Source organism: Perlucidibaca piscinae DSM 21586 (assembly GCF_000420045.1).
In the GTDB taxonomy this organism is placed as follows: Bacteria; Pseudomonadota; Gammaproteobacteria; order Pseudomonadales; family Moraxellaceae; genus Perlucidibaca; species Perlucidibaca piscinae.
The window spans coordinates 149,856-170,371 of record NZ_ATUE01000005.1; the positions used below are offsets into that span (position 1 = coordinate 149,856).

Annotated in this window: 16 protein-coding genes; 2 read left to right on the forward strand and 14 right to left on the reverse strand. The window is 65.6% G+C overall.

Translation table 11 applies throughout. From position 1 onward, the window contains the following. Position 1: 1 nt before the first annotated feature. From F595_RS0100750 to parC, 5 genes are all read right to left on the reverse strand, one after another. Entirely contained in the window at positions 2–1,045 is a 1,044-nt protein-coding gene (locus tag F595_RS0100750; protein ID WP_022954954.1) for an HlyD family efflux transporter periplasmic adaptor subunit, read from the reverse strand. Then, positions 1,042–2,754 carry a type I secretion system permease/ATPase gene (locus F595_RS0100755; RefSeq protein WP_022954955.1) on the reverse strand — a complete coding sequence of 571 codons (1,713 nt, stop codon included), beginning with the start codon at positions 2,752–2,754 and terminating at the stop codon, positions 1,042–1,044. The genes F595_RS0100750 and F595_RS0100755 overlap by 4 nt, the downstream gene beginning before the upstream one ends. 142 nt (positions 2,755–2,896) lie before the next feature. Next, complete coding sequence (locus F595_RS14055) at positions 2,897–4,729, reverse strand: calcium-binding protein (RefSeq protein ID WP_022954956.1); 1,833 nt, start codon at positions 4,727–4,729, stop codon at positions 2,897–2,899. A 205-nt stretch (positions 4,730–4,934) separates the two neighbouring features. Then, a complete protein-coding gene (gene serB, locus F595_RS0100765) occupies positions 4,935–6,161 on the reverse strand; it encodes a phosphoserine phosphatase SerB (protein ID WP_022954957.1) in 1,227 nt (408 codons plus the stop codon). A gap of 49 nt (positions 6,162–6,210) precedes the next feature. Beyond that, on the reverse strand, positions 6,211–8,448 hold the full coding sequence (gene parC, locus F595_RS0100770) for a DNA topoisomerase IV subunit A (protein ID WP_026913076.1): 2,238 nt from the start codon (positions 8,446–8,448) through the stop codon (positions 6,211–6,213). A 214-nt stretch (positions 8,449–8,662) separates the two neighbouring features. Between parC and F595_RS0100775 the strand changes: the two genes are divergently transcribed. Then, positions 8,663–9,307 (forward strand): YrbL family protein, encoded by a 645-nt coding sequence (locus F595_RS0100775; RefSeq protein WP_022954959.1) that lies wholly within the window; start codon positions 8,663–8,665, stop codon positions 9,305–9,307. 63 nt (positions 9,308–9,370) lie between these two features. On the opposite strand, the gene parE is transcribed toward F595_RS0100775, so the two are convergent. Genes parE through thiC form a run of 4 tightly spaced genes read right to left on the reverse strand, consistent with a single transcriptional unit; the run spans position 9,371 to position 14,410 of the window. Beyond that, positions 9,371–11,260 (reverse strand): DNA topoisomerase IV subunit B, encoded by a 1,890-nt coding sequence (gene parE / locus F595_RS0100780; protein WP_022954960.1) that lies wholly within the window; start codon positions 11,258–11,260, stop codon positions 9,371–9,373. Next, positions 11,257–11,847 (reverse strand): DUF1249 domain-containing protein, encoded by a 591-nt coding sequence (locus tag F595_RS0100785; protein WP_022954961.1) that lies wholly within the window; start codon positions 11,845–11,847, stop codon positions 11,257–11,259. The genes parE and F595_RS0100785 overlap by 4 nt, the downstream gene beginning before the upstream one ends. Continuing rightward, the gene (locus tag F595_RS0100790; protein WP_407635936.1) at positions 11,844–12,476 is read right to left on the reverse strand and encodes an NUDIX domain-containing protein; all 633 of its coding nucleotides are present in this window, start codon (positions 12,474–12,476) and stop codon (positions 11,844–11,846) included. The genes F595_RS0100785 and F595_RS0100790 overlap by 4 nt, the downstream gene beginning before the upstream one ends. Positions 12,477–12,478: 2 nt before the next feature. Then, positions 12,479–14,410, reverse strand: a complete 1,932-nt coding sequence (gene thiC, locus F595_RS0100795) for a phosphomethylpyrimidine synthase ThiC (RefSeq protein ID WP_022954963.1) — start codon at positions 14,408–14,410, stop codon at positions 12,479–12,481. Between the two features lie 192 nt (positions 14,411–14,602). Here thiC and F595_RS12105 point away from each other — a divergent pair, with 192 nt between their 5' ends. Continuing rightward, positions 14,603–15,985 carry a TolC family outer membrane protein gene (locus F595_RS12105; protein ID WP_156873752.1) on the forward strand — a complete coding sequence of 461 codons (1,383 nt, stop codon included), beginning with the start codon at positions 14,603–14,605 and terminating at the stop codon, positions 15,983–15,985. Here the strand turns inward: F595_RS12105 and rfbD are convergent. From rfbD to waaA, 5 genes are read right to left on the reverse strand one after another with little or no spacing between them, the layout of a single operon-like run. Further along, complete coding sequence (gene rfbD / locus F595_RS12110) at positions 15,906–16,850, reverse strand: dTDP-4-dehydrorhamnose reductase (RefSeq protein WP_022954965.1); 945 nt, start codon at positions 16,848–16,850, stop codon at positions 15,906–15,908. The genes F595_RS12105 and rfbD overlap by 80 nt on opposite strands. Continuing rightward, a complete protein-coding gene (rfbC, locus tag F595_RS0100810) occupies positions 16,847–17,398 on the reverse strand; it encodes a dTDP-4-dehydrorhamnose 3,5-epimerase (protein WP_022954966.1) in 552 nt (183 codons plus the stop codon). Before rfbC ends, rfbD begins: the two co-directional genes overlap by 4 nt. Beyond that, complete coding sequence (gene rfbB / locus F595_RS0100815; RefSeq protein ID WP_022954967.1) at positions 17,395–18,471, reverse strand: dTDP-glucose 4,6-dehydratase; 1,077 nt, start codon at positions 18,469–18,471, stop codon at positions 17,395–17,397. Before rfbB ends, rfbC begins: the two co-directional genes overlap by 4 nt. After that, complete coding sequence (locus tag F595_RS0100820; protein WP_022954968.1) at positions 18,468–19,178, reverse strand: 16S rRNA (uracil(1498)-N(3))-methyltransferase; 711 nt, start codon at positions 19,176–19,178, stop codon at positions 18,468–18,470. Before F595_RS0100820 ends, rfbB begins: the two co-directional genes overlap by 4 nt. Next, entirely contained in the window at positions 19,175–20,512 is a 1,338-nt protein-coding gene (waaA, locus tag F595_RS0100825; protein ID WP_026913078.1) for a lipid IV(A) 3-deoxy-D-manno-octulosonic acid transferase, read from the reverse strand. The genes F595_RS0100820 and waaA overlap by 4 nt, the downstream gene beginning before the upstream one ends. Between the last annotated feature and the right edge of the window lie 4 nt (positions 20,513–20,516).

Genomic DNA, 20,516 nt, shown 5'->3' on the forward strand with positions numbered 1-20,516 from the left:
CTCAGCGCTCCTTGAGAGCCATGGCAAAGTGATCCTGCATGGGCTTGACCAGATAGTTCAGGAAGGTCCGTCGACCCGTGACAGCGATGGCCTCGACAGGCATGCCAGGCTGCAGCTGAACCTTGCCGAGACGGGCGACCTCGTCGGGACTGGCGGAGAAACGCGCCTCGTAGAACACATTGCCTTCGCTGTCGGTGATGGTATCGGCACTGACCTGGTCAACGCGCCCGTCAATCACCGGCGTACGGCGGGGATCCAGCGCCGAGAAACGCAGCTGGGCAGGAAGACCCGGTCGCACCTGCTCGATCAGATGAGGCGGTACGCGCGCCTTGATCACCAGGGTATCGTCACGTGGCACGATCTCCATCAACACATCGCCAGGTGAAACCACTGCACCCGCGCTGGATACCTTGCTGGCCAGCACCACCCCCGTCGCCGGGGCGCGAATCTCGGCGCGCTGGATCTCGGTCCCCAGCACCGACAACCGCTTGTCCGCCTCGGCAAGCTGTGCGCGCGCCTGTGCCAACTCGGCCTGGCTTCCGCTGAGCTGGGCACGCAGGTCAGCAAGCTGGCGCTGCATGTCCTGGTAACGGTTGCGCGGAAACAGATCCTCGCTGACCAGCGGCGCCAGGCCCGCGAGCTCCTGCTGCAGGGACAGGACCTGAGCCTGACGCTGCGGAATACGCGCCTGCAGACCCTGGATGGCTGCCTGCAACCCCTCCCGCTGCGAGGACACCATGGCGCGTTGGCCGGACTGCACGACGATGTCCAGCGTCAGCAGCACATCACCAGCCCGCACCAGATCGCCGTCACGGACATGCACGCCTGACACGATGCCGCCACTGAGGTGCTGTACCGGCTTGCGCTTGCCATCGACCACGATCTGCCCGGACAGAGGCACGCCTTCATCCAGGGGTGCCAGCATTGCCCAGAGCACGAACGAGCCAAACCCCAGCACCAGCAACAACAGACCGCGGCGTATGGCGCGACCGGCATCGACCGGAATGACTGGAGTCGCTGACGTCATGTCACGAACCTGACTCATATCGATGCCTCCTCCGGGAGCTTGGGACGGGACTGTCCGGACAGGGCATCCAGCACCTGCTGAGTCGGCCCGGACAGGGCAACCTGGCCGTCCTTGAGCACCAGCATCTGGTCCGCCACCGCGATGATGTTGGTGCGATGCGTGATCAACACCACCGAGACCCCCTCTCGCTTGAGCTGCTGGATGGCGTGCACGAGCGCACGCTCGCCGATGTCATCCAGGCTGGCATTGGGTTCGTCCAGCACCACCAGGGCCGGACTCCCGTACAGGGCGCGTGCCAGACCGATGCGCTGGCGTTGTCCGCCGGAGAGCACGGAGCCGCCCTCGCCGATCGGCGAGTCATAGCCCTTGGGAAAGCGGAGGATCATGTCGTGCAGCCCGGCCTTGCGGGCAGCCTCGATGACGCGCTCGCTGTCGATGTCACCGAAGCGGGCAATGTTCTCGGCAATCGTGCCGGCAAACAGCTCGACGTCCTGGGGCAGATAGCCGATATGCGGGCCCAGCTCTTCCTTGGACCAGGCAAACAGATCAGCGCCATCCAGACGGACCTTGCCCTGTGCTGCCCCCCAGACACCCACCAACAGCCGGGCCAGCGTCGACTTGCCGCTGGCTGACGGGCCGACAACCACAAGCACCTGTCCTGCAGGCAGGCTCAGCGACACGTTGCGCAGCACGGGGACATTGGCACCAGGGGGCGCAGCCATGACCCCCTCGACCGACAGGTTGCCGGCCGGACGCGGCAGACTCATCTGCTGCTCGCGAACCGGGAACTGCTGCAGCAGCTCAGCGAGGCGACCGTAAGCCTGACGCGCCGCGACAAACGGCTTCCAGGCGCCGATCAGCTGGTCCATGGGCGTGGTAGCACGTCCGAGCAGAATGCTGCCGGCAATCATGGCACCCGGGCTGAGCTCGTTTTCCAGCACCAGCAGGGCGCCGACGCCAAGCGCCGCAGACTGCAGGATGAGACGCAGGGTCTTTGACAGCGCACCCACCAGGCCAGCCCGGTCGGATGCGTGCGACTGGTCGGCCAACAGGTGAGCCTGAACGGCCTGCCAGCGCTGACGCAGCGCCGGGAGCATGCCCATCGCCTCGATGACCTCGGCGTTGCGCAGGCTGCTGGTGGCGAAGGCCACGCCCCGCTGGGCCGCCTTGTTGGCTCGCTCCAGCGGCTGCCGGGTAATCACTTCATTGACCCAGGCAAGCAAGGCGAGCAGAACCACGCCAAGCAGGGTCAGCATGCCCAGCGCCGGATGCAGCACCCAGACCACCGCGATGTAGATGGGCACCCAGGGTGCGTCGAAGAACGCGAACACGCCGGTGCCGGTGATGAACTGCCGCACATGAGTCATGTCCGACATCGCGGCGCCAGCCGCGCCGGCACGAAATCTCAGGTTGCGCTCGAAGGCCGCATTGAACACCCGGGGCGCCAGCGCGAGATCGAGCTGGTTGCCGACACGCACGAGCACCTGGCTGCGCACCATGTCGATCAGGCCCATCAGCAGATAAACGCCTACCACCAGCAATGACAGCACCAGCAGCGTGGTTTCGCTGCGACTGGCGAGCACCCGGTCATAGACCTGGAGCATGTACAGGCTGGGCGCGAGATAGAGCAGGTTGATGACGGCGGAGAACAGGCCAACCGCGTAGAACACGCGCTTGTGCCCGGCCAGGGCCTGACGGATTTCATTCTGGGGCGCAGCAGGTTTCATGATGCACTCGACGAACGGGGTTGCTGGCTGCAGACAGCCGATGAATCCCGGCAGGCGCCGGGAAAACACGCACTATGCCACAACGGAAACAAAAGGGGCCGCGCATGGCGCAGCCCCGATTGCCATCATTGCCGCATAGGCATCAGCTTTCAAAGCCCCCAACCAGGCTGTTCTCGATCAGGACAATGTCCGAGACACGCAGATTGGTCACGCCGTTAAGCGTCGCCACCAGGTAGACATTGGCATCCTCGACCAGATCGACACCTTCAGTTGGGTCGGCGTCATAGGTATAGGCCTCGACGAAGTAGACTTCGCCATCTGCCGAATCGAAGTATATGGCCGAGTTGCTGAACGCGGCATCGGCATCGAAGTTCTGCACGACCTTGAAGTCCAGGGCGCTGAGCTGCTGACCGAACAGCGTCTCGCCGAACGGGAGCGCCATGGTGCTGAGCGGCACCTGGCCAACAATCGACAGGTTGTCGTAGGACACGTCGAACTCGTTGCTGAAACGCAGTGTCTCGGTGTTGATGACCAGCTTGTCAACGCCGACCTTGAAGTCGGTGATGGTGTCGGTGCCGACACCAGGCACGCCGACACGTCCTGCCTGGGAGACGAACAAGTCTGCGCCAAGACCGCCGGTGAGTGTGTTGATGCCGCCGAGACCGATGAGCACGTCGTTGCCGGCACCACCGATGAGCGTGTCATTGCCGCCGAAAGCCTGGAACGGGAAGTAAATTTCCGGAGAGTCGCCGATCAGCAGGTCGTCACCGGCACCGCCGTTCAGGGTGTCGCTGCCGAAGCCGCCGACAATGATGTTGTTGCCGCTGTTGCCAGTGATGGTGACGTTGATGCTGGACGGGAATTCCAGACCAAGCGTACCGAACGGGATGTCGATTGGCAGGCCAATGTGTTCATGCAAGTTAACATCAACCATCGCCACTTCGACATTGGCGGTCATCTGGTACTTGGTGAAGGTTTCGCTTGCCTGCACCAGCACGGTGTCGAAGCCGCTGTCCTGACCCCGTGACTCGATGACGGAATCGCGGACATTGTCGACCTCGTAGATGTCGTCACCCTTGCCACCGCTCATGCGATCCGCACCGATGCCACCGATCAGGAGGTCGTCGCGATCGCCGCCAATCAAGCGGTCATTCCCGGCATATCCCTCGATGACGGCATCCATGCTGCCTTCGCCGAGGAACCACAGACCACCGCGCTTGATCGAGACGGTTTCCTTGACGAGATCGCCGTAGACCACCGAAATGGTGTCATTGCCGGACAGGATCTGCTCGAAATTGAAGCGACCATCATCCAGAACATCTTCGATCAGCAGACCACGCAGACCGCTCACATTGAGCTGGCTGACGCCGTCGACGGAAAAACTGAACGTGGAGATGGCGCCGGTCGGGCCGTCTTCGCCGATGCTGAAACGGCCGGTCACGGTGGCGGATTCATCATTGTCGGAAAGCACCGCCTTGGTGAATGTGGCCGAGGTGACCACGTCATTGCGGATGCCGATGCTGCCGGTCAACTCCACTTTGCCATCATCGCCATTGTCGAAAACCGCCGAACGGATGGTGCCGGTAGCCAGCCCCTGGGCATTGACAGTCAGGCTGCCGGTGAGGGTCAGGGAGGCGCCGAAAAGGCTGGCGGTGAGCTGGGTGAGGGTGGCAGCACCGCGACCACCTTCCTGGAAGGCACCCAGGTTGCGACCCACGACGCTCAGCTGATAGTAATTGTCGAAGCCGACAGCCGACAGCCCGTTCTCGGATATCTCCAGCGATGCCAGGATGTTCTCGAGATTGCCGACACTGCCCAGGACGTCATCAATGACGGAAAATGCCTGCTTGGCAACACTGATGGCACCAAAACCGCAGTTGCCGAAGATGAAGTCATTGAGGTCACGGCCCGAATCGTAATTCCAGCCGCCGTTGAAATAGCTGTTGAACAGACCGCTTGTCTTGATGGTTGCCATGTGTCACTTCCTTTGATTCTTGTCAGCCTGATCGGACCCGCATGGACCCGCACTCACCCGACAATAGAAGAGCACCCGTGGCGAAACTTAACGAGACTTAACGAAACGCAACAAAAAACCATGAGTCGAAAAGTTTTTTTACATGCACTGACAAGCTGCCCGACGGACAGCATGGTGGCGATGAGGGATTCACGGCATGGCGTGCTCAGCCCAGCTCGATGTCACGGTCTCGCACACCCAGCAGGTAGAGAATGCCGTCCAGCCCCAGCGTGCTGATCGCCTGCCTTGCGCTGGCACGCACCAGCGGCTTGGCACGGAAGGCAATGCCGAGGCCGGCGATCGACAGCATCGGCAAGTCGTTGGCACCATCACCGACAGCAATCACCTGCTCCAGATTGACCCCCTCGCTGGCAGCGATCTCGCGCAACAGCTCGGCCTTGCGTTTGCCATCCACGACCCGGCCGACGACGCGGCCGGTGACCTTGCCGTCCTCGATCTCCAGCGCATTGGCATGCACGTAATCGATCCCCAGCTTCTTCTGCAGATGCTCGCCGAAATAGGTGAACCCCCCGGACAGGATGGCGGTCTTGTAGCCCAGCGCCTTCAACGTGCGCATGAGGTGCTCGGCACCCTCAGTGAGCTTGAGCGACTGCGCGATGCCTTCCAGCACCGACGCATCCAGCCCCTTGAGCAATGCGACACGCGCCTCGAAGCTCTGGATGAAGTCGAGCTCGCCCTGCATGGCGCGCTCGGTGATCTCGGCGACCTGTTCGCCGACACCCGCTGCCTTGGCCAGCTCGTCGATGACCTCGTGCTCGATCAGCGTGGAGTCCATGTCGAAACAGACCAGACGACGGTTGCGACGGAAGGCGTTGTCCTTCTGGAAGGCGATATCGACACCCAGCTCGCCAGCCAGACGCAGAAACTCGGCACGCATGGCATCGCGGTCGCGCGGCTCGCCGCGCACGGAGAACTCGACGCAGGCCTTGGCCTGCGCCGGACTCGCCGTCTCGCCCTCGAGCGCAACACGCCCGGACAGGCGCTGCAGGCCGTCGATGTTGAGCCCCTGATCAGCAATCAGGCGGGTCAGCTCGGCCAGGTGCTCGGCGGTGATCTTGCGCGCCAGCAGGGTCACGATGTGCCGCGACTTGCCCTGCCCGGACACCCAGTGATGGTAGCTGTCACCGCTGATCGGCGTGAAACGGGCATGCAGGCCCAGGGCATGGGCCTCGAACAACACGGCGCGCATCAGGCGCGCGGAATCGTCTTCACCACCGGTCTCGATCACCAGTCCGAGGGTGAGCTGGTCATGGATGACCGCCTGGCTGACGTCGAGAATGTTGACGTCGTGGGCGGCCAGCGCCGCCGTCAGCACGGCGCTGATGCCGGGCCGGTCGGGTCCCGCGATGGAGACCAGGAGAATTTCGCGCACAGCGACTCCTTGCAATGGGTTGGGGCGATCCATCTCGCAGGCCGCAGCGTCAGCCGACGCTGAGATCATCCACCTTCTGGAAACCGCGCGGCAACTTCTGGCCGCGGCGGGCACGTTCGCCACGATAGAACTCAAGATCCTTGTCGGTCAGCGTCATGTGGCGGGCACCAGCATGCACGGTGAGCTTGTCACCCGCCGCCAGCGCCAGCACACGCACGATGCGCTCGCCCTCACCGGCATCCAGATTCATCAGCTTGTTGCCCTTGCCCTTGCTCAGGCGCGGCAGATCGGCGGCGGCGAATACCAGCAAACGCCCTGCCGAGCTCAGCACAGCGAGACTCAGCGTGGCGACATCCGTCAGTTTCAACGGCGGCAGTACCTGCGCGCCCTCGGGCACGGTGAGCACGGCCTTGCCGTTGCGATTGCCGGCCTCGAGATCTCCGAGGCTGGCAATGAAGCCATAGCCGGCCGTGGTGGTGAGCAGCAGCGCCTGCGCGGTATCCCCCATGACCACGGCGAGGAACTGGCTGCCGGGCGGCGGGCTCAGCTTGCCGGTCAGCGGCTCGCCCTGCCCGCGTGCCGATGGCAGCGTGCTGGCCGACAGGGAGTAGCTGCGGCCGCTGCTGTCGAGGAAATGCGCAAGCTGGTTGCTGCGACCCTCGGCCTTGGCCAAGTAGGCATCCCCCGCCTTGTAGCTGAGGCCGGCGGCATCGATGTCGTGGCCCTTGGCGGCACGCACCCAGCCCTTCTCGGAGAGCACCACGGTGACCGGCTCGGCCGGGGTCAGGTCGGACTCGCTGAGCGCAGCGGCCTCGCGTCGCTCCACCAGCGGCGAGCGACGCTCATCGCCATATTTGGCAGCATCGGCCTCGATCTCGCGCACCAGCAGCTTCTTCAGCAGCGGGTTGGAGCCAAGCGTCTTTTCCAGCTGATCGCGCTCCTTGGCCAGCTCGTCTTGCTCGCCGCGGATGCGCATTTCCTCGAGCTTGGCGAGATGGCGCAGCTTGAGCTCGAGAATGGCCTCGGCCTGCAGGTCGGACAGCCCGAAACGCAGCATCAGCTCGGCCTTGGGCTCCTCCTCGTAGCGGATGATGCGAATGACCTCGTCGATGTTGAGGAAGGCGATCAGCAGACCGTCAAGGATGTGCAGGCGCGCATTGACCTTGTCGAGGCGGTGCTGCAGACGACGGCGCACGGTCAGGGTGCGGAACTCCAGCCATTCACCGAGCATCTCGCGCAGCCCCATGACACGCGGACGGCCATCCAGCCCGAGCACGTTCATGTTGACGCGGTAGCTGGACTCGAGGTCCGTGGTCGCGAACAGATGACCCATCAGCTGCTCGACATCGACCCGGTTCGAGCGCGGCACGATGACCAGGCGAGTCGGGTTCTCGTGGTCGGACTCGTCGCGCAGGTCGGCGACCCAGGGCAGCTTCTTGGCCTGCATCTGGTCGGCGATCTGGGTCAGCACCTTGGCGCCCGAGACCTGGTGCGGCAGCGCGGTGACGACGATGTCGCCATCCTCGACCTCATAGACCGCACGCATGCGGAAGCCGCCCTTGCCGGTGGCGTACATCTGCACCAGCTCGTGTCGCGGCGTGATGATCTCGGCGGCGGTGGCGAGGTCGGGCCCGGGCACGAACTCGCAGAGCGCGTCCAGTGACAGGCCAGGGTCCTGCAGCAGGGCAATCGTGGCTTTCGCGATCTCGCGCAGATTGTGCGCCGGGATGTCGGTGGCCATGCCCACGGCGATGCCGGTGGTGCCGTTGAGCAGCAGGTTGGGCAGACGCGCCGGCAGCACGCAGGGCTCTTCCATCGTGCCGTCGAAATTGGGCTGCCAGTCGACCGTGCCCTGCTCCAGTTCGGCCAGCAGGGTATCGGCATAGGGTGACAGACGCGCCTCGGTGTAGCGCATGGCGGCGAAGGACTTGGGATCGTCCGGCGAGCCCCAGTTGCCCTGGCCGTCCACCAGCGGGTAGCGGTAGCTGAACGGCTGCGCCATCAGCACCATGGCTTCGTAACACGCCGAGTCGCCATGTGGATGGTATTTGCCGAGTACGTCACCGACGGTGCGCGCCGACTTCTTGTGCTTTGCCGTGCTGCGCAACGCCAACTCGCTCATGGCGTAGACAATGCGGCGCTGCACCGGCTTGAGGCCGTCGCCGATGTGCGGCAGGGCACGGTCCTTGATCACATACATCGAGTAGTTCAGGTAGGCCTGCTCGGTGTAGCTGCGCAGCGGTACGAGCTCGGTGCCGTCCTGGGGTGACATGGGCGTATCGGTCATGAAAGGCGCCTGTGGAAAACGCATGAAAAGGCTGGGCCATAGCGTAGAGCAAGCCGTCGCGCAGGGCGAGTGCTGACTGACAAGGACCGGGAACGCATCATTGCATCAGCCAGCCATGAGGCAACACCAAAGCGACATCGGTCAAATTTGCAGCAGACTGCCACGAACATTACAATCTGTTCACATTTATCAGGCAGTACGCAGGCCCACCACCATGACGATCATCCTGAGCGGGGTCACCCCCATCAAGTCTGGCGGCGAAAAGCTGGTGTTCTGGCATCCGGAGCAGCCTGGCCAGCTGATCAAGCTGATCAACAGCCGCTACATCCAGCACATGAACAAGCAATGGCCGCTGATGATGCGCTTCCAGCGCATGGCACATTACTGGTCCTATCTGCGCGAACTTACCGAGCACATCGCCGCACGCGCGCAAGGCGTCGGCCAGCTGCATCATCTGCAGAACATCACCGGCCTGGTCGACACCGACCTGGGTCTTGGCCTGGTCACACAAGCAGTGCTCAAGCGTGGCGGCGGGCTGGCCGACACGCTGTCGGATGTCATCGGCAAGGGGCAGTTCGGCTCCGCTGAGGCCGAGGCCTTCGAGGCGTTGTGCCAGTGGCTGGACGAGACCCCGCTGATCATTCGCGATCTCGCCGCTCACAACGTGGTCTGGGACGAGGTCAATCAGCACCTGGTCATCATCGATGGCGTCGGCGGACGTTTGCGGCCGTCAGTGCGAAGCCTGTCGCAGCGCTACAACCGCTACAGCAACCGCAAGAAGGTCACCAAGCTGCGGCTGCGCGTGCAACGCCAGCTCGCCAGCGTGCACGTGGCGCCCGCCGAACCGCACGCGGTCTGATCGGCTCCTCGCGCAGGGTGCCAGCCGCCTGACTGGCACCACTCACATTCTCGGACAATCCGCTCAGACCGCCACGTCGGCCAGGTTGCCCTTGGTCTCCAGCCAGGTCTTGCGATCGCCAGCGCGCTTCTTCGCCAGCAGCATGTCCATGGTCTCGCGAGTCAGCTCGTCCTCGTCCAGCACGAGCTGGATGAGACGACGCGTATCGACAGCCATCGTCGTTTCGCGCAGCTGCAGCGGGTTCATTTCGCCGAGGCCCTTGAAGCGCGTGACCTGCGGCTTGCCACGCTTGTGCTCGGCCTCGAGGCGGTCGAGGATGCCCTGCTTCTCGGCGTCGTCGAGGGCATAGAACACCTGCTTGCCCATGTCGATGCGGAACAACGGCGGCATGGCCACGCAGACGTGGCCGCCACGCACCAGCGCCGGGAAGTGCCGCACGAACAACGCGCACAGCAGGGTGGCGATGTGCAGACCGTCGGAGTCGGCGTCGGCGAGGATGCAGACCTTGCCGTAGCGCAGACCGGAGAGATCCTCCGAGCCCGGATCCACGCCCAGCGCGACCGCGATGTCGTGCACTTCCTGCGAGGCCAGGATCTGGTCGCTGTCGACCTCCCAGGTGTTGAGGATCTTGCCACGCAGCGGCATCACCGCCTGGAACTCGCGGTCGCGTGCCTGCTTGGCGGAGCCACCGGCGGAGTCGCCCTCGACCAGGAACAGCTCGCTGCGGGCGATGTCGCTGCCTGAGCAATCAGCGAGCTTGCCCGGCAGGGCCGGACCGGCGGCGATCTTCTTGCGCGCGACCTGCTTGCTCTGGCGCAGGCGCCGCTGCGCCGAGCTGATCACCAGCTGCGCCAGCTGCTCGGCGATGTCGACATGCTGGTTCAGGTACAGCGAGAAGGCATCCTTGACCACACCGGACACGAACGCCGCGGACTCGCGCGACGACAGGCGCTCCTTGGTCTGGCCGGCGAACTGCGGGTCCTGCATCTTCAGTGACAGCACGAAGGCGCAGCGCTCCCAGAGATCCTCGGGGGCCAGCTTGATGCCGCGCGGCAGCAGGTTGCGGAATTCGCAGAACTCGCGCAGTGCCTCCAGCAGGCCCGAGCGCAGACCGTTGACATGGGTACCGCCCTGCACGGTAGGGATGAGGTTGACGTAGCTTTCCTGGGTCAGGTCACCGCCTTCCGGCAGCCACAGCACGGCCCAGTCCACGGCCTCGTGCTTGCTCTCGAACTGCCCCAGAAAGGGCTGCTCGGGCAGACGCGGCCAGTCTTGCGTGGCCTCCAGCAGATAGTCCTTGAGGCCGTCCTGGTAATGCCACTCGACCTTCTCGCCACTGGCCTCGTCATGGAAATGCAGGTGCAGGCCCGGGCACAGCACGGCCTTGGCGCGCAGCACGTGCTTGAGCTTGCTGATCGAGACCCGGGGCGAGTCAAAGTACGTGGGGTCAGGCTTGAAGCGCACCGTGGTGCCGGTAGCGCGCTTGCCGCACTCGCCCACCACCGCCAGCTCGCGCGCCTTGTGGCCATTGGCAAACGTCATCTGCCAGAGCTGTCCGCCCCGCTTGACGGTGACCTCCAGCGAGGTCGACAGCGCATTCACCACAGAAGCACCGACCCCGTGCAGACCGCCGGAATACTTGTAGTTCTTGCCCGAGAACTTGCCGCCGGCATGCAGGCGCGTGAGGATGAGCTCGATGCCGGAGACCTTGTGCTCAGGATGGATGTCCACCGGCATGCCGCGGCCGTTGTCACTGACCTCGACACTGCCGTCGGCAAGCAGCACCACCCGCACCTCGTCAGCGAAACCACCCAGGGCCTCGTCGACGGAGTTGTCGAGAATTTCCTGCACCAGGTGGTTGGGACGCGTGGTGTCCGTGTACATGCCCGGGCGCTTGCGCACCGGGTCCAGGCCTTCGAGAACTTCAATCGCCGAGGCGTTGTAACCGCTCATTCCAGTCCTTCCGTTTCGAGGTCTTCGGCAGGATCGCGCGTGACGGCGTCACGACGATCCCAGTCGGTGTAATCGGGATGCAGCAGCGGATCACGGGGCAGCCCCTGCTGCAGGCAGAGCTGCAGGCAGTCGCCGAGAAAATGATTGACCAGCTGCTTCTCGTTGACGCGCCAGCCGGCCGGGTGAGTGACCGGGACGATGGCCGGAATGCGTCGCGCCGTCTGGAAACGCAGCACGTCGGCCATGCGTGCGTCATGGAACAGACGCACCTCCATGTCCAGCTCCGGACACCAGGGCAGCAGCGGCGTCATCTGCGCCAGTCGCCAGGTTTCCGTGTAGCGGGTGCGCTCGACGCGCTGCAGCTGCAGCACCGGCTGCACGAGGATCGCATCGTCATCGGACAGGGCGTCACCGGGCAACGCCAGAACGCGCGGCTCGCCCCAGGCAAACTCCAGCGGCGCCACCGGCCCCAGACGATCGCCCAGGCCGGCGCCACGCAGCAGCTTCTGCAGGCGCGCGTAGTTGAACTCGTAGAGCGCATGCATGCCGGCCAGATCGACCGTGTAGCGGGTGCGCGCGACGCTCATTGCGCCCACTGCCTACGCAGGCGATCGCGGTTCAGCGTCAGCCACTGCAGGGCCAGGATGCACACCGCGTTGTCGATGCGTCCGCTCGCCACCAGCGCCAGCGCGTCATCCAGCGCCCAGGTCGCGGCACGGATGTCCTCGCCCTCGCCGGGCAGACCATGCAGCCCGCCGGCCAGTGACAGATCGGCCGGCGCGGCATACAGCGTGAAGCGCTCGTCTGAGCCGCCGGCGCTGGTCAGGAAGCTGGCGACCAGCTCGAGATCGGCCTCGGCGATGACCACGCCAGCCTCCTCCTCGGTCTCGCGCACGGCGACACCGGCCGGTGTCTCGCCCGGGCCGATGAGACCAGCGATGACCTCGATCTGCCAGGGATGCGGGGATGCCAGCGCCCCGGCACGGAACTGCTCGATCAGCAACACCCGGTCAGCCGGCGCATCGTAGAGAATGACGCCGGAGGCCGATGGCCGCACGAACAGCTCGCGGGCGATCTCCTGCGCCGGTCCGCCATCAAAGCGACGGTGGCGCAGCCAGAGCTTGTCCATGCGGTAGAAACCCTGGAACAGGGTGTCGCGACACAGGATCTCGACGTCGGCGGCGGTAAATTCGGCAGGCATCCGGGAGGCGCTCACGCTCACACCACCTTGTAGATCTCGGCGCCCTGCTTGCGGAACTCCGCCGACATTTCCGCCATGCCCGCCGCCGCCTCGGCGGCCAGCGCATCCGTTGCAATCGCCGACGCCGGGACCGCGCCAGCTGCCGCCTCCAAGCCCGCCGCATAATCACGCACGTCCTGGGTAATCTTCATGGAGCAGAACTTGGGGCCGCACATGGAACAGAAGTGCGCCACCTTGTGCGCCTCCTTGGGCAGAGTCTCGTCGTGGAAGCTGCGTGCGGTGTCCGGGTCCAGCGCCAGGTTGAACTGGTCATCCCAGCGGAACTCGAAGCGCGCCTTGGACAGCGCGTTGTCGCGGATCTGCGCGCCCGGATGGCCCTTGGCGAGGTCGGCGGCATGGGCGGCGATCTTGTAGGTGATGATGCCGTCCTTGACGTCCTTCTTGTCGGGCAGGCCCAGGTGCTCCTTGGGCGTGACGTAACAGAGCATGGCGCAGCCGTACCAGCCGATCATGGCGGCACCGATGCCCGAGGTGATGTGGTCGTAGCCCGGCGCGATGTCGGTGGTCAGCGGGCCGAGGGTGTAGAACGGCGCCTCGTCGCAGCATTCGAGCTGCTTCTCCATGTTTTCCTTGATCAGGTGCATGGGCACGTGGCCTGGCCCCTCGATCATGGTCTGCACGTCGTGCTTCCAGGCGATCTTGGTCAGCTCGCCCAAGGCTTCCAGTTCACCGAACTGGGCGGCATCGTTGGCATCGGCGATGGAACCGGGGCGCAGGCCGTCGCCCAGCGAGAACGACACATCGTAGGCCTTCATGATGTCGCAGATGTCTTCGAAGTGCGTGTAGAGGAAGTTTTCCTTGTGATGCGCCAGGCACCACTTGGCCATGATCGAGCCGCCGCGTGACACGATGCCGGTCATGCGCTTCGCGGTCAGCGGCACATGGCGCAGCAGCACGCCGGCGTGGATGGTGAAATAGTCCACGCCCTGCTCGGCCTGCTCGATCAGGGTGTCACGGAACAGCTCCCAGGTCAGGTCCTCGGCAACACCACCCACCTTCTCCAGCGCCTGGTAGATGGGCACCGTGCCGATCGGCACCGGCGAGTTGCGGATGATCCACTCGCGGGTCTCGTGGATGTGCTTGCCGGTGGACAGGTCCATGACCGTGTCGCCGCCCCAGCGAATGGCCCAGGTCATCTTCTCGACCTCCTCCTCGATCGAGGAGCCCAGTGCCGAGTTGCCGATGTTGGCGTTGATCTTCACCAGGAAGTTGCGGCCGATGATCATCGGCTCGAGCTCAGTGTGATTGATGTTGGCCGGGATGATGGCGCGGCCGCGGGCGATCTCGTCACGCACGAACTCGGGGGTGATGGCCTTGGGAATGCTGGCACCGAAGCTCATGCCCGGGTGCTGGTGGCGCATCAGGTCCTGTCCGGCCAGCGCCTCGAGCTGGGCCTCGCGACGCAGGTTCTCGCGGATGGCCACGTACTCCATCTCGGGCGTGATGATGCCGCGCCTGGCGTAGTGCATCTGGGTGACGTTGGCGCCGGCACGGGCGCGCAACGGCTGGCGCTGCAGACCGAAGCGCAAATCAGCGGTGGCAATGTCGCGCTCGCGCTGGCGGCCGAAGGCCGAGCTCAGGCCATCCAGGCGCTCGACATCGCCACGCTCCAGCACCCAGCCCTCGCGCACCGCCGGCAGGCCCTTACGCACGTCAATGCGCACGGCCGGATCGGTGTAGGGACCGGAGGTGTCATAGACGATCACCGGCGGATTCTTTTCGCCACCGAAGCTGGTCGGGGTGTCGGCCAGCGCGATCTCGCGCATGGGCACGCGAAGGTCCGGTCGCGAGCCTTCGACGTAGATCTTGCGCGAGCTGGGCAGCGGCGCGATGGCTGCGTCATCGACCCGGGCGTTCTGGCTCAGGAAGGCGGTTTCAGGCGAGTTCATGCGGGTAGTCCTGCGATCGGCGTGGGCCACGACGAGTGGCTTTTGAGTAATCTGCCACTATATAGCGGCCCTGCAGGGTGAACAACTCGCGCAAGGTCGCTGCTCAGCATTCGTCGCCAGACCGGCGCGCACTTGCCTGACCGCAGCGCGCAGCTTAGGCTCGGCGCAACTCAACCGTTGTTGGATGTCGCCATGCGCCTGCGTCTGCTGCCTGCCACCCTTCTCGCCCTCGGCATGGGCCTGGGCTTGCCCGCCCCGGCACGAGCCATCGACCTGCTCGAGGCACTGCAGCTGGCCGAGCGCAACGATCCCAACCTGGCTGCCGTGCGCGCCTCGCGCGCCGCCGCCGCCGAAGGCACCAGCATCTCCCGTGCCGACCTGCTGCCGCGTCTGGTCGCCACTGGCAGCCAGACCCGCAACACCCTGCAGCAGGACAGTTTCGGCGAGGCCAAATACGACAGCACGCAGTGGTCGGCCAAGCTCAGCCAGCCGCTTTTCCGCTGGGACGCCTGGCACCGCCACCAGGCCGCCAAGGCCCAGCGCTCGCAAGCCGAACTGCAGACCGATGAACAGCGCCAGAGCGTCTACCTCGGCATTGCCGAAGCCTATTTCAATGTGCTGCGTGCGGAAGACAACCTGACCCTGGCCAAGGCCCAGGAGGCCGCCTTCAACCGCCAGCGCGAACAGGCGGAAGCGCGCTTCCAGGTCGGCCTGATCGCCCGTACCGACGTGCTTGAAGCCGAAGCCCAGCGCGATGCCGCCACGGCCCTGCGCCTGAGCAGCGAAATCGCCCTCGGCAGCGCCCGCGAGACCCTGCATGCCGCGCTGGGCAGCACGGTAGACGGGCTTGCTCGCCTGCGCGAGCAGTTGCCCATGACCGCTCCGGTACCGGACTCGGCGGATGCCTGGGCCGGACTGGCACGCGAGAAGAATCCGGGCCTGCTGTCACTGCGTGAATCCGCCCGTGCCGCCGACGCCGCACGCAAGGCCCAGCAAGGCGGCTTTCTGCCCCAGGTTGATGTCTTCACCAGTTACAGCAGCCGCGACAACGGCAGCACCAGCAATCCTTCGGTGAACTTCAACTCAGGCACCACCGACGTGGTCGGCATCGAAGCCAGCTGGGAGCTGTTCGCCAGCGGCAAGACCCTGGCCAGCGTCCGGCAGGCCGGCCTCAACGCCGAGGCCGTGCGTCAGCAGGCCCGTGCCCGCGAGTTCCAGGTGGTGAACGGTGCCCGCACCGGCTACCTGACCGTGAAGGCTGACAGCGCCCGCCTGCAGGCACGCCAGCGCGCCCAGGCCTCGGCCGAACTCGCGCTTGAGGCCGTCAAGGCCGGCTACTCGGTGGGCACGCGCAACATCGTCGACCTGCTGCTGGCCGAATCCGGCCTCTATGCCGCACGTCGTGACTACGCCAATGCACGCTATGACTACGTCATCAACACGCTGCGCCTGCACGCGGCCGCCGGCCTGGTGAACGAGGAGCTGGTGAGGGGGATCAACGGGTGGCTGGAGGCGTCCGGGACGACATCGGCGCCTGGCGAACCGGCAGCTGCATCGTCATCGCCAGCCGGCTGACCGCTTCAGGCAGGCCGGCATCCCAGGCAGGTTGCCGACACATCAGCATGCGACGCGCCTGCGCGCCATCCAGCCGACAATTGAGCGGACGTTGTGCGGGCAGCGCCAGTGCCGCCGTGCTGACCGGCATCACCTGATCCGGCCCGGCGCGCAGTGCAACGCCCTGATGTCGTGCCTCCTCCAGAATGCGGCAGGCATGGTCGAACCAGCTGACCTCGCCGCATGCCGTGACATGCAGCAGCCCCTGATGCGCGGTGCCGCGAGCCAGGCCAGATACCCAGTCCGCACTGAGCGTCGCCAGCCAGCCAGCCTCGGTCGGCGCCCCGACCTGGTCTGAAACAACCTGCAGCGCGTCCTGCGAGATAGCCTGCTGCAGGATGCGTCCGACAAAGTTGCTGCGCAGACCGCCGTAGAGCCAGCTGGTCCGCCAGATGGCAACACGGCCTCCGACCGAGAGCACGGCCTCCTCGCCGGCCAGCTTGCTGCGGCCATAGGCATTCAGTGGCGCGGGGACATCGGACTCCCGCCAGGGCCGCTGGCCGCTGCCATCGAAGACCTGCTCGGTGGAGTAATGCAGCAGCGCCCCGCCCAGTCTTTTCATTTCTTCCGCCAGCAGGCCGGGCAGCTCGGCATTCAGACGCATGGCGAGCGCCGGTTCGGTCTCGGCGCGATCCACGGCGGTACAGGCTGCGGCATTGACCAGCACCTGCGGCCTGAGCGCGCGCACGGCGGCTCGCACGGCATCCAGATCACGCAGGTCAAGCTGTGATGACGAGGGCGCTGCCAGCGCCGTGGTCACGGGCAGAAGACTGGTCTGCAGAAAGCCCCCGAGCTGCCCTGTGCCTCCCAGCAGCAGGCACTTCATGGAAAGGTCGGGGCCTCGTCCCAGCGCATGCCGGCAGCATCCTTGGCAGACAGCAAGGGCTCCGGCGTCACCCGTATCCAGGGAATGGACAGCACCGGATCATCCCAGCGCAACACCTGCTCCGACGCCGGGTGATAGACCGAGGTCACCGCATAGCTCAGCACCGCCCGCTCGCTGAGCACGAGAAAACCATGCGCACATCCCTCGGGAATCCAGAGCTGCTCCGGATGCTCCGACGACAGCAGCACGGAGGCATGCTGGCCGAAGGTGGGCGAGCTGCGCCGGAGATCCACAACGACATCCTGGATCTGTCCGTCAATGACTCGCAGAAGCTTGGCCTGCGGCTGCTCGAGCTGGTAATGCAGGCCTCGCAGCACGCCATGGAGCGACTCGGACTGGTTCTCCTGGACCAGCCTGACCGCCCTGCCCAGATGCTGCGACAACTGCTCCTCTCGCCAGCACTCCATGAAGCTGCCGCGCGCATCGACATGGCGTCGCAGTGGCAGGCGCACCAGACCCTGCACCTGCTCGCAGGCAATGGATGTCATGCCGGGCATCCTGTCTGGCGAGCCAGCATGCGCGCGGACCAGTCCGGGTTCTCGAGGTACCAGCGCACTGTCTGCCGCATCGCATCCGCGAAGTCATGCTGCGGCCGCCAGCCCAGCTCGCTGCGCAAGCGGCTGCTGTCGAGGGCATAGCGGCGATCATGTCCCGGTCTGTCGGCGACATGCCGGATCAGTTCGGCAAAGTGCGCGAGATGGTCCGGACGCCGCTGCGGCGCCAGCTCGTCAAGCAATGCGCAGATCAGGGTGACGACCTCGAGATTGCTGCGGCTTTCACCGCTGGAGACGTGGTAAACCTGCCCCGCCACACCCTGCTCCAGCACCAGACGCAAGGCACGCGCATGATCATCGACATGCAGCCAGTCGCGCAGCTGCAGGCCGTCACCAAACAGCGGCAAGGTCTGGCCGGAGAGTGCGCGCTGGATGCACAGGGGAATCAGCTTTTCGGGATACTGGCGCGGCCCGACATTGTTGCTGCAGCGCGTCACCAGCACCGGCAGGCCATAGGTGCGATGCCAGGCCTGCAGCAGATGATCTGCCGCTGCCTTGCTCGCCGAGTAGGGTGAACCGGGATGAAAGACATCGCCTTCGCGGCGCGGGGCCTCCTCCGGCGCGACATCGCCATACACCTCGTCCGTGCTGACCTGGAGAAAACGGAATGCCGCGCGGGCATCATCCCCCAGGGTCGACAGATAGTCGCGCACCACCTCCAGCACGGTGAAGGTACCCAGCACATTGGTATGGACGAATGCGGACGGTCCGGCAATCGAGCGATCGACATGCGTCTCGGCCGCCAGATGCATCACCGCCTGCGGCCGATGGCGACGAAACACCTCAGCCAGCGTACGGGCATCACGAATATCGACCACCTCGAGGACATGACGCGCCGGGCTGGGCAGATCTGCCAGCGAGTCGGCACTGCCGGCGTAGGTAAGCGCATCCACGGAGACCACGCTGGCTGAGGTGCTCCGCAACAGTTCTCGCACCAGCGCCGAACCGATGAAGCCGGCCCCGCCGGTGACCAAGATGCGGCCAGCCTGGCCGCTCGCAGCGCTCACGGCAGCACCCTGCCCAGCGTCGCCGCCACGGCCGTGTCCACGCGAAGAATGCGCGCTCCCAGCGACACCGTCTGCAGACCGGCCGCCTGCAGCTTGTCCACTTCGTAGGGAATGAACCCTCCCTCCGGACCGATGGCTACCAGCTGTGGCCCCGGCACCGCTGCCGGGCAGGTCATGGCGCTGCCGGGGTGCGGCAGCCAGCCCTGCCGCCCCGCCATCAACGCTGGCAGCTCGTCCTCGACAAAGGGCTTGAAGCGCGGCGCCAGCGTCAGCGTGGGCAGCACGGTGTCGCGGGCCTGCTCCAGGCCCAGAACCAGCTGCTCGCGAACGGCCTCGGGTGCCAGCCAGGGCGTGCTCCAGTAGCTCTTCTCGACCCGGTAGCTGTTCAGCAGCACCAGCTGCTCGACGCCCAGCGTGGTCACCATCTGGAAGATCCGCTTGAGCATCTTGGGACGCGGCAGCGCCAGCAGCAGAATCATCGGCGCCTTGGCGGGCGAGGGTGCCTCAAGACGCACACGCAGCAGTGCCGATGCCTCGTCCAGCGCCAGCAGCTCGCCCTCGCCCTGCAACCCGCCGAGCTCGCCCACGCGCAAACGGTCGCCAGGCGAAGCCCGATGCACCTCGCGCAGATGCTGCAGGCGCCGGCCGCCCAGTCGCACGCAGTCGGCATCCACCCAGTCATCGCGCTCCAGCAGCAGCAGATTCATGACGCGACCTGCAACCAGGGCGCCAGCAGCTGCAGCTGGCGCGCGACGGCGCCCCGATTGCGATCCAGCACCTGCAGACCGGCCTCGCGACGACGTGCGTGCAGATCGGTGTCGGCCAGCAGACGCTGCATGGCGTCAGCCAGCGCCTCGGCATCCGCCACCACCTCGAGGGCGTCGGCCGCCAGCAGCTCGTCGTTGATGGCCTGGAAATTGAAGTAGTGCGGCCCGGTCAGCGCCGGCACGCCCAGTGCCAGCGGCTCCAGCACGTTGTGGCCACCGGTTGCCACCAGCGAACCGCCAACGAATGCCACCCGGGCCAGCGCCAGCCAGACCAGCAGTTCGCCCATGCTGTCGCCGAGCAGGACGCTGGTGCCGACCTGCACCGGTTCATGCGCGCTGCGCCGTGCCACGGCCTCGCCGCTGGCCAGCAGCAGCTGGTGCACGCGCTCGAAGCGCTCGGGATGACGCGGCACCAGAATCAGCAGCGCAGTCGGGCAGGTCTGGCGCAGGCGCTGATGCGCCGCCAGCACCAGCTCATCCTCGCCGGCATGCGTGCTGGCCGCGACCCAGACCGGACGGCCGTAGAGCGACCAGGCCACGCGCCAGCGCGCGGCTTCTTCGCCGACCCGGTCGGGGATGTCGATGTCGAACTTGAGACTGCCGGTCTCGACCACGCGCGCATCAGGCACGCCAAGGGCGACAAAGCGCTCGGCCGTGGCCGCATCCTGGGCCGCGACCACGGTCAGATTGGTCATCAGCTCCCTGGCCAGCGCACCGGCCTTGCCATAGCCACGTGCCGAGCGCTCGGACAGACGTGCATTGGCCAGCATCACCGGCAATCCCTGGGCCTTGGCAATCGCCAAAGTGTTGGGCCAGAGCTCGGTTTCCATGATCACCAGCGCGCGCGGCTGCCAGTGCGCGAGAAAACGACGAACGGCAAACGGGTAGTCATAGGGCGCGTACACGTGCTGCACGGCATCGCCCCAGATCGCCTGCACGCGCTCCGACCCGGTGGGCGTCATGGTGGTGATGAGCAGCGGCAGATCCGGCCAGGTCGTGCGGATGGCCTGCACCAGCGGCTGCGCCGCCAGCGTCTCGCCGACCGAGACCGCATGAATCCACAGCGGACGCCGGGCAAACGCCAGCGTGCCCGACGACGCCATGCCTGGTGAAGCAACGGCCTCTGGCGTCACCGAGCCGCCTGCAGGGACCACTCCCAGTCGCTCGCGCCAGCGCAGCCGATAGGCCGGCGCCTGGCGTCCACGCAGCCACAGACGCAGGAAGATGAACGGCAGCAACAGCGTCAACAGGCCGGTGTAGAGCCAACGGGGCACGTCC

Coding starts and splice junctions, on each gene's coding strand:
- F595_RS0100750 (WP_022954954.1), bottom strand. CDS start 1,045: ATGAGTCAGGTTCGTGACATGACGTCAGCGACTCCAGTCATTCCGGTC.
- F595_RS0100755 (WP_022954955.1), bottom strand. CDS start 2,754: ATGAAACCTGCTGCGCCCCAGAATGAAATCCGTCAGGCCCTGGCCGGG.
- F595_RS14055 (WP_022954956.1), bottom strand. CDS start 4,729: ATGGCAACCATCAAGACAAGCGGTCTGTTCAACAGCTATTTCAACGGC.
- parC (WP_026913076.1), bottom strand. CDS start 8,448: ATGACCGATACGCCCATGTCACCCCAGGACGGCACCGAGCTCGTACCG.
- F595_RS0100775 (WP_022954959.1), top strand. CDS start 8,663: ATGACGATCATCCTGAGCGGGGTCACCCCCATCAAGTCTGGCGGCGAA.
- parE (WP_022954960.1), bottom strand. CDS start 11,260: ATGAGCGGTTACAACGCCTCGGCGATTGAAGTTCTCGAAGGCCTGGAC.
- F595_RS0100785 (WP_022954961.1), bottom strand. CDS start 11,847: ATGAGCGTCGCGCGCACCCGCTACACGGTCGATCTGGCCGGCATGCAT.
- thiC (WP_022954963.1), bottom strand. CDS start 14,410: ATGAACTCGCCTGAAACCGCCTTCCTGAGCCAGAACGCCCGGGTCGAT.
- F595_RS12105 (WP_156873752.1), top strand. CDS start 14,603: ATGCGCCTGCGTCTGCTGCCTGCCACCCTTCTCGCCCTCGGCATGGGC.
- rfbD (WP_022954965.1), bottom strand. CDS start 16,850: ATGAAGTGCCTGCTGCTGGGAGGCACAGGGCAGCTCGGGGGCTTTCTG.
- rfbC (WP_022954966.1), bottom strand. CDS start 17,398: ATGACATCCATTGCCTGCGAGCAGGTGCAGGGTCTGGTGCGCCTGCCA.
- F595_RS0100820 (WP_022954968.1), bottom strand. CDS start 19,178: ATGAATCTGCTGCTGCTGGAGCGCGATGACTGGGTGGATGCCGACTGC.